This window comes from Ruegeria sp. (assembly GCF_028066395.1).
Classification (GTDB): domain Bacteria; phylum Pseudomonadota; class Alphaproteobacteria; order Rhodobacterales; family Rhodobacteraceae; genus Ruegeria.
The window spans coordinates 21,386-36,116 of the sequence record NZ_JALCBM010000020.1; the positions used below are offsets into that span (position 1 = coordinate 21,386).

Consider the following 14,731-nt stretch of genomic DNA (forward strand, 5'->3'; position numbering starts at 1 on the left):
GGGCTGGACATCACCGCGATGAACACTGAACGACGCAAGCTGTCGCGGGTCAAAGGCGGCGGCTTACTGTCCGGTTTTGCGGGGGCTCAGGTCACGGTTTTGGCCATCTCGGACGTGCCGGGCGATGCGATAGACATCATCGGCTCGGGCATCGGCGCCCTGCCCGACCGGTACGGCTATCAAGCGACCACCCGCATCATCGCCTCAAACGCCCATGCCCGCGCGGCGGCTGAAGCGGCTGCCAAGGCGCAGGGGCTGGCGGTTCTGGACAATCGCGAATGCCTGCATGACGACTATCTGCAGGTCGCGGCCCGTCTGGGTTCACATCTGCGTCAGATGCCACCCGGTGTCATGATCTTTGGCGGCGAACCCACGGTCGTGCTGCCCGAAAACCCGGGCCGGGGCGGGCGCAATCAGGCGCTGGCGCTGGCCTTGGCGCGAGAGGTCGCGGGATGCGAAGATCTGACCCTTGTCGTCGGCGGCACCGACGGCACCGATGGCCCCACACAGGCAGCAGGCGCTGTGGTCAGCGGAGAAACATGGCGCGAAAACGCCAGCGTGTTTCTGGCCAATGCCGACAGCGGCAGCTTTCTGGATCAGGCGGGCGCGCTGCTGGTCACCGGCCCGACCGGGACCAATGTGATGGACCTGATCGTAGCCGTGCGCCGATAAGCCCCATCCTTGCCGCCGACGCCGCGTAAGTTGTCGCTTTTGCATTCACCAGACATCTTATTGTCATGCTTTCATGCGACGGGATACGCGCGATGCGCGCCTACGGGCCGGACAATAGCTCTTGCCCGTCGGGTGGAAATGCGCGTAAATTGACTCATGCGTCAATAAAAGCCGTAAAGGCTGATCCAACCAACTGGGAGAAATTGGATGAACGAACAACTCACTCACATGACCAAAGAAGTGACGGCTGGCAAGCTGACACGCCGCGAATTCATGGGGAAAGCGGCGGCTTTGGGTGTGTCTGCCGCGATGGCCAGCACCATGTTTGCCGATGCCGCGCGCGCCGCAGGTCCGAAAAAAGGCGGCGACCTGAAATTCGGTCTGTTCGGGGGCGAGGCCACAAACTCGCTGGACCCGGCCACCTATGCCAGCTCGGTCCCGCAGACCAACGGTAAGCAATTCGGCGACCTGCTGGTCGATGTCGCAGGCGACGGCTCGGTCGAGACGGTGCTGGCCGAAAGCTTTGAAGGCAGCGCCGATGCCAAGGTCTGGACCTTCAAGATCCGCAAGGGCGTGGAATTCCACAACGGCAAGACCCTGACCAGCGAAGACGTGCTGAAAACCATGCAGCGTCATTCGGACGAAAACTCGAAGTCGGGTGCCCTGGGCATCATGAAGGGCATCGAGTCGATGAAGGCCGATGGTGACAATTTCCAGATCACGCTGGCCTCGCCCAACGCGGACCTGCCCTATCTGATGGCGGATTATCACCTGATCATCCAGCCTGATGGCGGTCTGGACAATCCTGCCGCAGGCATCGGCACCGGACCTTACAAGATGGAAGTTGACGAGCCCGGCGTGCGCCACATGTACACCAAGTTCGACAATTACTGGAATGACGACGCGCATTTCGACTCGGTCGAGGTTGTGGCGATCAACGACGCCACCGCACGGACCGCGGCGCTGCAGTCGGGTCAGGTCCATGTCATCAACCGGATCGACCCCAAGGTCGCCGGGCTGCTGGGCCGCGCCCCGAACCTGACGGTGCATTCGACACCGGGCCGGGGTCACTATGTGTTCATCATGCATGTGGACACCGCACCGTTCGACAACAACGAACTGCGGCTGGCGCTGAAATACGCCATCAACCGCGAAGAGATGGTCGAGAAAATCCTGCGCGGCTATGGCTCGATCGGGAACGACATGCCGATCAACGCGGCCTATCCGCTGTTTGACGAATCCATCCCGCAGCGTGAATTCAGCATCGAAAAAGCGGCCGAACACTACAAGAAGTCCGGTCACGACGGGTCGCCGATCATCATGCGCACAGCCGATGGCGCCTTCCCGGGTGCTGTGGACGCCGCCGCCCTGTTCCAGCAGACCGCCGCACAGGCTGGTATCCCGCTGGAAATCAAGCGTGAACCCAATGACGGTTACTGGTCCGAGGTCTGGAACGCTCAGCCCTTCTGCGCCTCGTATTGGGGTGGCCGTCCGGTACAGGACCAGATGTACTCGACCGCCTATCTGTCGACCGCAGACTGGAACGACACCCGCTTCAAGGTGCAGGCGTTCGACGATCTTCTGTTCGATGCCCGGGCCGAGCTGGACAACGCCAAGCGCAAGGAAATCTATTCCCAGATGGGCATGATGCTGCGCGACACTGGCGGCCTGATCTGCCCGATGTTCAACGACTTCGTCGAAGGTGTCAGCAATCAGCTGGACGGCTGGGAAGTCAATGCGAACCAGGAAATGATGAATGGCCTGATTTCCCGCAAGATGTGGTTCGTCTGATACGGATCATCAGACATGCATCCGATTATAAAACTGGTTGCCCAGCGCTTAGCGCTGGGTCTCCTGCTTCTGCTCGGCGCTTCGGCCCTGATTTTTGGCCTGACCGAAGCCCTGCCCGGAGACGCCGCGCAAGCCGTCCTGGGCCAATCCGCAACCCCCGAGGCCCTCGCCAACCTGCGCGAAGAAATGGGTCTGAACCGTCCCGCATTGACCCGTTACTTCGAATGGCTCGGCGGTATTCTGCAAGGCGACCTTGGCCAATCGCTGACCAATAAGCTCGACATCGCTGAAAGCATTGGCAACCGCCTTGGCAACACATTGTTCCTGGCCTGCGCTGCTGCCGTCGTTTCGGTCCCGCTTGCCATTTTCCTGGGCCTTCTGGCCGTCCGGTTCCGCAATCGCTGGCCGGATAAGCTGATCTCCGCCATCACGCTCACATCGGTGTCGATCCCGGAATTCCTGATCGGCTATGTGGTGATCTACTTTGTCTCGGTGAAACTTGGCTGGTTCTCATCGCTGGCGATGGTCAACGATTCCATGTCCTTTGGGCAAAAGCTCTATGCGATTGCGCTGCCCGCCTTCGTGCTGACGCTGGTGGTACTGGCGCAGATGATGCGGATGACACGCGCCGCGATCCTGAACCTGATGCAGTCGGCCTATATCGAAACGGCTGAACTGAAGGGGCTGTCGACCTTTCAGGTCATTGCCCGCCATGCCTTCCCGAACGCGATTTCCCCGATCGTCAACGTGGTGATGCTGAACCTGGCCTATCTGGTCGTCGGCGTTGTCGTGGTCGAGGTGGTCTTCGTCTATCCCGGCATGGGACAGTATCTGGTGGATTCGGTGACCAAGCGCGACGTGCCCGTGGTTCTGGCCTGTGGTGTCGTGTTTGCCGCCGTCTATATCGGCCTGAACATGGTTGCCGACATCGTATCGATCCTTGCCAACCCAAGACTGAGGCATCCGAAATGATGAAGAATATTCCTATTTCGGCCTTGATCGGTCTGTTTTTCACCGGGCTCTACTTTTTCGTGGCCTTCACCGCCCCGCTGATCGCCCCCTACGGTATGGCCGAAGTGGTCGGCGACGTGTGGGAGCCCTCCAGCGCCGAGCATCTGCTGGGCACCGACAATATCGGGCGCGATCTGCTGACCCGCATGATCTATGGCGGGCGCACCACCATCTTCATCGCGGCAGCGGCAACGATCCTCAGCTTTGTCACCGGCACCTCTCTGGGCCTGCTGGCGGCTGTGCTGGGCGGTTGGGCCGATCAGGTGCTGAGCCGGACGGTTGACCTGATCATGTCGATCCCGACGCTGATTCTGGCGCTGGTCATTCTGGCGATTGTTCCGGTGACCGTTCCGATCCTGATTCTGGTGATGGGCCTGCTGGACGCCACGCGCCCCTATCGCCTGTCGCGATCCGTCGCGGTGGACATCAACGTGATGGATTATGTCGAGGCCGCCAAGCTGCGCGGTGAAGGCCGAGTCTGGATCATCTTCCGGGAAATCCTGCCCAACGCCCTGTCGCCGCTGGTGGCGGAATTCGGGCTGCGGTTCATCTTCATGGTCCTGTTCATCTCGACCCTGTCCTTCCTTGGTCTGGGCGTGCAACCGCCGCTGGCCGACTGGGGCGGCATCGTGAAGGAAAACAAGGACGGCATCGTCTATGGCATCGGCGCGGCGCTGTACCCCGCTGTCGCCATCGCGACGCTGGCGATCTCGGTCAACCTTGTGGCTGACTGGGTGCTGAACCGGACAACATCGCTGAAAGGAGGCCGGGGATGAGTGAACCACTTCTCAAGGTCCGCGACCTCAAGATCGGCGCGACCGTCTATCCGCCGGGCGAAAAGCCCCATGATATCGAGATCGTGCACGGGGTCGATTTCGACCTCGAACGCGGCAAGGTGCTGGGGCTGATCGGTGAATCCGGGGCCGGGAAATCGACCATCGGTCTGGCGTCCATGGCCTATGGCCGGGGTGGCGTGAAGATCACCGGGGGCGAGGTCTGGGTCAATGGCCGGGACATTCTGAAGACGTCCCATGGCGACATCCGCAAACTGCGCGGGGGCGAGGTCACTTATGTGTCCCAATCTGCCGCCGCGTCCTTCAACCCGGCCAAAAAGATCATGGATCAGGTGGTCGAGGCTGCGGTCGAGCAACGGAAATTCTCGCGCAAAGTGGCCGAAGGCCGTGCGCGGGAACTCTTCGCCAAACTGGGCCTGCCCGATCCCGACAATATCGGGGATCGCTACCCGCACCAGGTTTCGGGCGGTCAGCTGCAGCGCTGCATGACGGCGCTGGCGCTGTGTCCCGAGCCCGATCTGGTGGTGTTTGACGAACCGACTACGGCTCTGGACGTGACCACACAGATCGATGTTCTGATGGCCATCAAGGAAGCCATCGCAGATACCGGCGTTGCCGCGCTTTACATCACCCACGATCTGGCGGTCGTGGCGCAGGTAAGCGACGACATCATGGTTCTGAAGATGGGTAATACGGTCGAATACGGCCATACCGATCAGATCATCAACAACCCGCAAGAGGATTACACCAAGGCACTGGTCTCGGTCCGATCCATCGAACATGAAGAGAAACAGCCGACACCGGATCCGGTGCTGCAAGTGGATGGCATCACCGCCCGCTACAAGGGGCTGAATTTCGACGTGCTGCACAACGTCAATGTGGAACTGCACCCGGGCCAGACGCTTGCCGTCGTGGGCGAATCCGGGTCCGGCAAATCCACGCTGGCGCGGGTGATCACCGGCCTGTTGCCGCCCCGCGATGGCGAGATCACCTTTGCGGGCCGCAAACTCAGCCCGGACCTGAAAGGCCGCACGCGGGAGGACCTGCGCGAGTTGCAGATGATCTATCAGATGGCCGACGTGGCGATGAACCCGCGCCAGACCGTCGGCACGATCATCGGCCGCCCGCTGGAGTTCTACTTCAACATGCGCGGGGCCGAGAAACGCAAGCGCGTGATCGAGTTGCTGGATGAGATCGAACTGGGCGAAAAGTTCATCGACCGCTATCCGGCGGAACTGTCCGGTGGTCAGAAACAGCGCGTCTGTATCGCGCGATCGCTGGCGGCCAAACCCAAGATGATCATCTGTGATGAGGTCACCTCGGCCCTTGATCCACTGGTGGCGGACGGCATCCTCAAACTACTGCTGGACCTGCAGAAGATCGAGAATGTGGCCTATCTGTTCATCACCCATGATCTGGCGACGGTGCGCGCCATCAGCGACAGTATCGCGGTGATGTATCAGGGCCGTGTGGCGCGCTATGGCTCGAAAAGCCAAGTGCTCAGCCCGCCGTTTGATGACTATACCGACCTTCTGCTCAGCTCGGTGCCCGAGATGCATCTGGGCTGGCTGGAAGAGGTTGTCGCACACCGCAAGATGGAGAGCGCCGGGAACTGATCCCGACGTCTGTAAACAACGAAATCCCGGCTTTTGTCTGATGGCAAAGGTCGGGATTTTACCATTCTGGGCGTGAATTGGCGGGATTGCGCTCGGCGTATCGCTAGTCTCGGCTCCAAACCACCCCTCGCAACGGAGAGCGCGATGGACCGGAAACTGCTACTGATCATTCTGGACGGCGTCCCGTACCGAAACTTCCGCCGTCTGTTCGGCAATCTGGAAGGCTGGGTGGACAGCGGCGATGCGCGGGTGTGGAAACTGCGCGCGGTGCTGCCGTCGATCTCGGCCAGTTGTTATGCCTCGATCCATACCGGCGTGACCCCGGCAGAGCATGGCTGCACCGGCAATGCCAATGTCTTTCGGTTAAGCCACAAGGATGTCTTCAGTCAGGTCCGCGAAGGCGGTGGCGTGACCGGTGCGGTCACTCACAGCTATTGGTCGCAGTTCTTCAACCGCCATCCCTTCGACTACGTGCGGGACATCGAATATGACGAACCGGACAGCGCGACCATCAACCATGGCCGGTTCCACACGATGACCGGCTATGGCAAGGACAATCAGATGACGCCCTCGGACGTCGATCTGTTTGCCACGCTGACCAATCTGTGCCTTCGCTTTGGGCTGGATTACGGGGTGCTGCACGCCTGCACGCTGGACAGTATGGGACACCGCTTCTTCCACGATTGTCAGGCCATGGACCACGCCTGTTTCGTCATGGACGAGATGCTGGCCCCCTTCATCACCCGCTGGCGGCAGTTGGGGTACGAGGTGATCGTGACCGCCGATCACGGTCAGGATGAGCGTGGGCACCATGGCGGGCGGCACCCGCTGCAACAGGAAACAGCGCTGTACTACTTTGGCGACGCCGATGGCCCCGAGGCGGATACGGTGATCGACCAGTTGCAGCTTGCGCCGACGATCCTGCACCGCATGGGCGCACCGATTGCCGAAACGATGAAGGCCGAACCCTTCCTGCGCTGACGGTCAATCGTAGGACCAGATGCCCTGCCCCAGCGCCTCGATCGCGACCGAGATACGCTCGAAACTGTCGGCGGCGCGCTTCACGCTGATGCGGGCGCGCAGATAGCCGTGGACCAACCCTGGTTCGTTGATCCACTGCGCCCGTCCGCCTGCCTCCGTGATCCTGGCGCAATAGGCCGCCCCGTCATCGCGCAGCGGGTCGCAGTCGGCGGTGACCACGACGGTGGGCGGCAGGTCCGCAAAATCGCTGTCCTGCAAGGGGGCGAACGTGGGATCACCTTGTGGGACGTCCCCTCCACAACGGACCTTTTCGTAGAACAGAACCTCATCGCGGGTCAAAAGCGGGGCATGCGCGTGTTCGATATAGGACCCTTGCGAGGTATCTCCGCCAAGCATCGGATAGATCAGCACCTGTCCCAGCACGTTGTCCAATCGACCGCGCCCGTAATGGGCCACCGAAGCGGCCAGATTGCCCCCGGCGCTGTCCCCGGCCAGCACAATAGGGTCCGAGAATTCCTTCACCGCCCATTGGGTCGCCGCCCAGCTGTCCTGAAACTGCGCCGGATGCACATGGTCGGGACACAGGCGATAGTCCACCGCCACAACCCGGTATCCGGTCTGAACACAAATCTCGGCGCAGACATCGTCATGGCTGTCCAGCCCGCCCACGACGAAGCCGCCGCCGTGAAAGTAGATCACCGTTCGGGTCGGGTCCCCGGCCGAGTAGACGCGGACCGGGACACCATCGGCCATACGATCCTCAGCCTCGACCCCCGCGGGGCGGGGCTGACGAAACTCGGCACACATGGTGTCATAGACCTGCCGCTGTTCGGCAACGGTCAGATCAACCGCGTCGTCGGGGTAGGATTCGGCCGTGCGGCGTATGAACGCCCAGGTTTCCTCGTCAATCAGGCGTTCATAATCCATTGTCCCTCCGCGACTTATTCGGACCACTCCCATGGCCGGGTGAAGGCACCCAGCACTTTGGCGACATCGTCCTCGGACGCGCCGTTCGCGTCAAGCTGCGCGACCAATCCGCGTTTCTTGTCGTCGATCACCGATACGACCCGGGCGGCGGTCCCTGACGTTTCAAGCACCTCGTTATAGATACGCGTGATTGCCTGTTTGCGCAGGTCCGGTTTGAACACCTTACCCACGGCGGTTTTCGGCAGTTCCGGCAGGATGGTCATATGCTTGGGCTGCGCCGCACGTTCGTGAACGTGGACCTTGCAGTATTCCATCAACTCGTCTTCGGTGGCCGAGGCTCCGTCGACCAGTTCCACAAAGGCACACGGCACCTCGCCCGAATGGGCATCCGGCTGGCCGATGGCCCCGGCAAAAGCCACGGCCTCATGGCCCAACAAAGCCTCTTCGATCTCGGCGGGGTCGATATTGTGGCCGCCTCGGATGATCAAATCCTTGGCGCGACCCGTGATCCACAGATAGCCATCCTCGTCAAATCGACCCAGATCGCCAGTGCGCAGGTATTTGTCGAAATGATAGAGGTTCGCGTTCTTGTCGACCTCGGTATAGGTATGGCCCGCATAGACGCCGGGGTTCGAGATGCAGATCTCGCCAATCTGATCAGCGCCGCATTCAGTCGGCCCATCCGGCCCGTCCTGCAGGATTTTGACATCCGTATAGGGGAAGGGAATCCCGATCGAGCCGATCTTCTTTTCGCCATCCACCGGGTTGCATGAGACCAGACAGGTGGCCTCGGTCAGGCCATAGCCTTCGACGATGGTGACGCCCGTGGCCTCTTCAAAGCGACGGAACAGTTCCACCGGCAAGGGGGCCGAGCCCGAAAACGCGGTTTTCACGGATGAGATATCGGCATCCACCGGGCGTTGCATCTTGGCCGAGATTGCGGTGGGCACGGTGATGATGAACGATACTTTCCAGCGTTCGATCAGCTTCCAGAAATTGTCAAACACCCCGTCGCCGCGATAGCCTGCGGGCGTGGGGAAGATCACATGCGCGCCCGAGGAGACGGCTGCCATCACGATCACATGCACGGCAAAGACGTGGAACATGGGCAGCGGGCACATGATCACGTCGTTTTCGTCAAACAGCAGCGTATTGCCCAGCCAGCCGTTATAGATCAGGCCCGAATATTTATGCTGCGCCACCTTGGGCATGCCGGTTGTGCCGCCGGTGTGGAAATAACAGGCGACCCGGTCTTCCTTGCTGTCCTCGAAGGTCAACGTTTTCGGCTGCTTGTCCAGCTCGGCATTGAAGGTCTTGTAATCCGCATGCGCCAGTTTTTCCTGATCGCCCATTTTGGGGCGCAGGAAGGGCACCAGCCACGACTTGGGCGGCGTCAGATACCGGTTCAGGTCAATTTCCAGAATGGTATTGACGTTCGGCGCATGGCGCACGGCCTCTTCGACCTTTTGCGCCACATCTGTCTTGGGGAAGGATTTCAGCGTCACCACCACCTTGGCGCCTGTTTCGCGCAGGATCGCGGCGATCTGTTCCGGCTCCAGCAGCGGGTTGATCGGGTTGACGATCCCGGCCACCGCGCCGCCCATCATGGTGACCAGCGTCTCGTTACAATTGGGCAGCACATAGGCCACCACGTCCTTTTCGCCGACACCCAGCGAGCGGAACAAGTTCGCCGCCTGATTGACCTTGCCCAGCAGTTCAGACCACGTGAGTGTCTCGGCCTTGTCGGTGGGGCCGGACAGCAGTTGGAAACTGATGGCCTTGTGATTGGGGAACCTCTCCGCCGTGCGCGACAACAGCTGGTGGAAGGTGACGGGCACATCCCGGTCTTCCCACGTCATCTCCTGTTCGATACGCGCCTTGTCTTCCAATCCCACAAAGGCCATGTGGATCCTCCCTTATTTTCTCCCGCATCGCGCACGGGGTTTGCTGGCCCCAAGATGGAAGCAAAACCACCCTTGCGCAAGCAAGGGCTTAGCGGTCGGACGTGAGAAAATGTAGAATGACGCTACGGCGAATGACGATATGCCGGGGCGTCACTTCATTCGGCGGCAACGCCATCGGTGAATTGCAGCCGCGCCAGACGCGCATACAGCCCATCCTGCGCCACCAGATCGTCATGGGTGCCTTGCGCCACGATGCGCCCGTCCTCAAGCACCACAATCCGGTCGGCTTTTTTGACCGTCGCCAGCCGATGCGCCACGATCAAAGTGGTGCGTCCGGCACGCATCTGATCAACCGCGCCCTGCACCGCCCGTTCGCTTTCCGCATCGAGCGCCGAGGTCGCCTCGTCCAGCAGCAGCACCGGCGCGTCGCGCAGGATGGCCCGGGCGATAGCGATGCGCTGTTTCTGGCCGCCAGACAGCATCACACCGCGCTCACCGACGAAGCTGTCATAGCCTTCGGGCAGGGCCGCAATGAAATCATGCGCGGCGGCGGCGCGGGCGGCGGATTCGACCTCGGCATCGGTGGCGTCCAGCCGGCCAAAACGGATGTTTTCCCGGGCCGAGGCGGCAAAGATCACCGGGTCCTGCGGCACCAGCGCGATATGCTGGCGGAACTGGGGGCGACCCAGATCGCGCAGGTCGACACCGTCGAGGCTGACCTGCCCTCCGTCAGGATCGTAGAACCGCTGGATCATCTGGATCACGGTGGTCTTGCCCGCGCCCGAAGGGCCGACAAATGCCACGGTCTCACCCGGTTGCACGGTCAGCGAGAAATGATCCAGCGCCACCACATCCGGGCGCGCCGGATAGCGGAAGGTAACGTCATCAAAGGCAATCGCGCCGCGCACCGGCTGCGGCAGGGCTTGCGCCTGCGTCGGATCGTTTACCGTGTCTTCGGCGTTCAGTAGCTCGATCAGGCGTTCGGTGGCCCCGGCGGCGCGCTGAAGTTCGCTCCAGATTTCCGACAGGGCGGCGACGGAACCGGCCATGATGACCGAATAGATCACGAACTGGATCAGAACGCCTTCGGTCATAACCCCGTTGCGCACGTCATTGGCGCCCATCCACAGAACACCAACGATGCCGGAAAAGACCAGAAATATCACAATCACCGTCAGCACAGCGCGCGTTTGGATGCGGCGCAGAGAAACTTCGTACGAAGTTTCTGTCATGTCGCCGAACTGTTGGCGGCTGGCTTGTTCGTGGGTGAAGGCCTGCACGGTCTGCACCGCGCCCAGCGCCTCACCCGCGTTACCGGACGAGGCTGCGATCCAGTCCTGATTTTCACGACTGATCACCCGCAGACGGCGACCCAGCACCAGAATCGGCACGATCACCACCGGGATCAGCAACAGCACCAGCCCGGTCAGCTTGGCCGAGGTCAGCAGCATCAGCACCAGCCCACCCACGAACATCAGCAGGTTGCGCAGCGCGATGGAGACGGACGAGCCCAGCACCGACTGGATCAGCGTGGTGTCGGTGGTGATCCGGCTCAGCACCTCTCCGGTCATGATACGTTCGTAGAATGCGGGGCTCATGCCGATCACACGGTCAAACACCGCCTTGCGGATGTCAGCCACCACACGCTCACCCAGCCGGGTCACCAGCGCGTATCGGATGCCGGTGCCCACGGCGAGGATGCCCGCGATGCCGAGGGCGGCCAGAAAATACCAATCCAGCAGTTCGCCATCCTGAATGCGGAAATTGTCCACCACGCGACGTACTGCCAGCGGCAGGGTCAGGGTCATGCTGGCGGTCAGGATCAACGCCAGGGTGGCACCCAGCATCAGCAGCTTGTAGGGCCGCATGAATGGCCACAATGCCCCCAGCACGCCCAGCTTTTTCGACCCTGCGCGCTCTTCGCTGGCGCCGGGTGCGGGATTGGGGGCGGGTTTTCTAGCCATGACGGGCCCTTGTGTCGTGATCGGTCGTTAAGTGAACGCTTCTTGGCCGCAGCCGTCCTTGCGGTCAAGCATCACACCCCCTTTTGACCAGCCAAAAGGGCCATTTGACGCAGAATTCCAAAGGCTGAGGTGGAGCGGGTAGACGGAATCGAACCGACATAGCCTGCTTGGAAGGCAGGGGCTTTACCATTAAGCTATACCCGCTCAGCGTCTGGGCTGAGTAGTCCATGCGCCTGCGGGCGTCAAGCTGCGAAATCACCCCATCGGCGGCTTTTCCCGCCCGTCACAGCGCGAAATCTGAATATGTGTTATGATGCCTCTGCCGCGTTCCGGCATGACCAAGGGCCTGCCTGCCACGCAGGGCTTGTTTGTTGGGGGATTTTGACGATGACCGAATTCGATCTGGGGACTTATAGCCGCACCATCACCACGTCCTCACCCAAGGCACAGCAGGCCTTCGATCAGGGCCTGATCTGGCTTTACGGCTATAACCACGAAGCGGCCGCCGACTGTTTCGACCAGGCCATCGGCCACGATCCGCAATGCGGGCTGGCGCATTGGGGCGTCGCCCATGCGATCGGGCCGAACTACAACAAGCCATGGGAATTCTTCGAGCCGGACGAGAAGGTCGAAACCCTGAAACGCGCGCATCGGGTCCTTCAGGACGCCATGGACCTGCGCGACAAGGTCTCGCGCGTTGAGGCCGACCTGATCGAGGCCCTGTCCCATCGCTTTCCCACCGACCCCGAGATCGAGGATTACGGCCCCTGGAATGATGCGTTTTCCGAGTCCATGCGCCGGGTCCACACCAATCACCCGCGCGATCTGGATGTCTGTGCCGTATTCGCCGAGGCTTTGATGAACCGTACGCCTTGGCAGTTATGGGACCTGAAACGGGGCGTGCCCGCCGACGGGGCCTCAACCACCGAGGCGCAGACGGTTCTGGAAACGGCCTTCGATACCTTGCCCGGGGCTTGGGACCATCCGGGCCTGCTGCACATGTATATCCACCTGATGGAGATGTCGCCGACCCCTGAAAAGGCCCTGCCCCATGGGGACCGGCTGGTCGATCTGGTGCCCGAAAGCGGCCATCTGGTACACATGGCCACCCATATCGACGTGTTGTGCGGGGATTACCTGAACGTCGTCTGGCGCAACCACCACGCCGCTCAGGTGGACCAGAAATACGAAGCCATGGCGGGGGGCGAAAACTTCTATACCGTCTACCGCGTCCACAATGTGCATTTTGAGGCTTACGGCGCCATGTTCCTGGGTCAGCCGGAAAAGGCGCTGGCCGCGTCCGAGGAATTGATGCGGATGCTGCCCGACAATGTGATCCGTTACTTCCCGGACCTGTTCGAATCCTTCTATGGCAAGAAAATCCACGTCATGGTCCGGTTCGGCATGTGGCGCGAGATACTGGAAGAACCGCTGCCAAAAGACGCCAAGCTATACAGCTATACCACCGCCGCCATGCATCAGGCCCGCGCCGTGGCGTTGGCCAATCTGGGGCAGTTGGACGCGGCGCAGGATGCCCGTGAACTGGCGGTCATCGCCCGCAAGGCAGTCCCCGAAAGCCGGTTGGTCTTCAACAACACCGCCGAGGACGTGCTGATGATCGGTGAGGCGATGATGGATGGTGAGATCGCGTTCAAATCCGGCGACCACAAGGCCGGGCTGGCGCATCTGCGCCGCTCGGTCGAATTGGACGACGATCTGGTCTATGATGAGCCCTGGGGCTGGATGCAGCCCACCCGCCACGCCCTTGGCGCGCTGCTGATGGAAGATCAGCGCTATGACGAGGCCGAAGCGGTCTATCGCGCTGATCTGGGTCTGGACGACACACTCGCCCGCGCCTGTCAGCACCCGGGCAATATCTGGAGCCTGCACGGGCTGCATGAATGCCTGGTCCGACGCGGCGAAAAGACCGAATCCCGCCATATCAAGCTGCAACTGGACAAGGCTGCAGCACGGGCATCGGTGCCCATTCACGCCTCATGCTATTGCCGCAGCAAGGCAAAAGCGGCCTGAGTTTTCTGACCCTAAACACCCCGGCAGTGGATTGCCGGTTTTCGCGTTTGACCTCTGGTTGTTAATCTTCTGTCACATCTCTGCTCTACATCCCGTGATCGGAAGCTGAATTTTGATAGCCAGGAGCCATCCATGAGAGACCTTGATCCAACCATCCTGTCCGCCGATGACTGGGATGAACTGCATTTCCCGCGCCCCAAGGAAAACGACTTCGACCGCGTGGTGGAAAGCGCCATCTCGCGTCGCGGGTTTCTGGGCGGCGTGCTGGCCTTTGGGTCTGGCGCGGCTGCCATGGGCGCGGGCCTGCTGGGATCGACCGCGGCACCGGCGCAGACTGCCTCGCGCTTTGCCTTCAGCCCGATTGCGGCGCAGACTGATGGCACCGTGCATGTGCCGGAAGGGTACGACTGGAAGATGCTGATGCGCTGGGGCGATCCGCTGTTCTCGGACGCGGATGGCTATGACATCACCGATGGCGGCCCGGTCGAAAAATCGGACCGGGTGTTTGGCGAAAACACCGACGGGATGGAGACGTTTTCATTCCAGGGTCACGAGCTGATCGCGATTAACCACGAATATCCCAACCGCAAGATCAACCTGCCCGCCGCGCAGGATGGTGTTCCGGCCAATGCGGGTGACGTGCTGAAGTTCCAGAACATTCAGGGCGTGACCGTGATGGAAATCACCGAAACCCCCGAAGGCTGGTCGGTTGTCAAGGACAGCCCCTTCAACCGCCGCATCCACCACAACACACCGATGAAGATCGCAGGCCCCGCCGCCGGGCATGACCTGCTGAAGACGGACGCGGACCCGACCGGCACCACCTCGCTGGGCACGATGAACAACTGCGGCGCAGGCAAGACGCCCTGGGGCACCTATCTGACCTGCGAAGAGAACTTTAACGGCTATTTCGGGTCCAGCGATGAGACTGCCAGCTATGACCCCAAGGTCGCGGATGGCATGAAGCGTTATGGCATCAAGGCCGAAAGCTGGAACGGCTACGAACTGTTCGATCCTCGGTTCGACACCTCGAAAAACCC

At 61.1% G+C, this 14,731-nt stretch carries 11 protein-coding genes and 1 tRNA gene; 8 read left to right on the forward strand and 4 right to left on the reverse strand.

Annotation, left to right across the window (positions count from 1 at the left end):
• From MPJ51_RS08620 to MPJ51_RS08645, 6 genes are all read left to right on the forward strand, one after another.
• On the forward strand, positions 1 to 672 hold a 672-nt coding region (locus MPJ51_RS08620; protein ID WP_298384734.1), incomplete at its 5' end, for an MOFRL family protein.
• Between the two features lie 207 nt (positions 673 to 879).
• On the forward strand, positions 880 to 2,463 hold the full coding sequence (locus tag MPJ51_RS08625; protein WP_298384737.1) for an ABC transporter substrate-binding protein: 1,584 nt from the start codon (positions 880 to 882) through the stop codon (positions 2,461 to 2,463).
• Positions 2,464 to 2,478: 15 nt separating this feature from the next.
• A complete protein-coding gene (locus MPJ51_RS08630) occupies positions 2,479 to 3,435 on the forward strand; it encodes an ABC transporter permease (protein ID WP_298384740.1) in 957 nt (318 codons plus the stop codon).
• The gene (locus MPJ51_RS08635) at positions 3,435 to 4,250 is read left to right on the forward strand and encodes an ABC transporter permease (RefSeq protein ID WP_298384819.1); all 816 of its coding nucleotides are present in this window, start codon (positions 3,435 to 3,437) and stop codon (positions 4,248 to 4,250) included. Before MPJ51_RS08630 ends, MPJ51_RS08635 begins: the two co-directional genes overlap by 1 nt.
• Positions 4,247 to 5,884 (forward strand): ABC transporter ATP-binding protein, encoded by a 1,638-nt coding sequence (locus MPJ51_RS08640; RefSeq protein WP_298384742.1) that lies wholly within the window; start codon positions 4,247 to 4,249, stop codon positions 5,882 to 5,884. The genes MPJ51_RS08635 and MPJ51_RS08640 overlap by 4 nt, the downstream gene beginning before the upstream one ends.
• Before the next feature lie 144 nt (positions 5,885 to 6,028).
• Positions 6,029 to 6,865, forward strand: coding sequence for an alkaline phosphatase family protein (locus tag MPJ51_RS08645; protein ID WP_298384744.1), 837 nt, complete (start codon positions 6,029 to 6,031; stop codon positions 6,863 to 6,865).
• A gap of 3 nt (positions 6,866 to 6,868) precedes the next feature.
• On the opposite strand, the gene MPJ51_RS08650 is transcribed toward MPJ51_RS08645, so the two are convergent.
• From MPJ51_RS08650 to MPJ51_RS08665, 4 genes are all read right to left on the reverse strand, one after another.
• On the reverse strand, positions 6,869 to 7,792 hold the full coding sequence (locus MPJ51_RS08650) for an alpha/beta hydrolase (RefSeq protein WP_298384747.1): 924 nt from the start codon (positions 7,790 to 7,792) through the stop codon (positions 6,869 to 6,871).
• 14 nt (positions 7,793 to 7,806) lie between these two features.
• A complete protein-coding gene (locus MPJ51_RS08655) occupies positions 7,807 to 9,696 on the reverse strand; it encodes an acyl-CoA synthetase (protein WP_298384750.1) in 1,890 nt (629 codons plus the stop codon).
• A gap of 155 nt (positions 9,697 to 9,851) precedes the next feature.
• Positions 9,852 to 11,660, reverse strand: coding sequence for an ABC transporter transmembrane domain-containing protein (locus MPJ51_RS08660; protein WP_298384753.1), 1,809 nt, complete (start codon positions 11,658 to 11,660; stop codon positions 9,852 to 9,854).
• 130 nt (positions 11,661 to 11,790) lie between these two features.
• Positions 11,791 to 11,864 (reverse strand) — tRNA-Gly (locus MPJ51_RS08665).
• A gap of 183 nt (positions 11,865 to 12,047) precedes the next feature.
• Here MPJ51_RS08665 and MPJ51_RS08670 point away from each other — a divergent pair.
• Both MPJ51_RS08670 and MPJ51_RS08675 read left to right on the forward strand, forming a co-directional pair.
• The gene (locus MPJ51_RS08670) at positions 12,048 to 13,691 is read left to right on the forward strand and encodes a hypothetical protein (RefSeq protein ID WP_298384756.1); all 1,644 of its coding nucleotides are present in this window, start codon (positions 12,048 to 12,050) and stop codon (positions 13,689 to 13,691) included.
• Between the two features lie 132 nt (positions 13,692 to 13,823).
• Positions 13,824 to 14,731: alkaline phosphatase PhoX (locus tag MPJ51_RS08675; protein WP_298384759.1), on the forward strand; the 908-nt coding region annotated here is incomplete at its 3' end.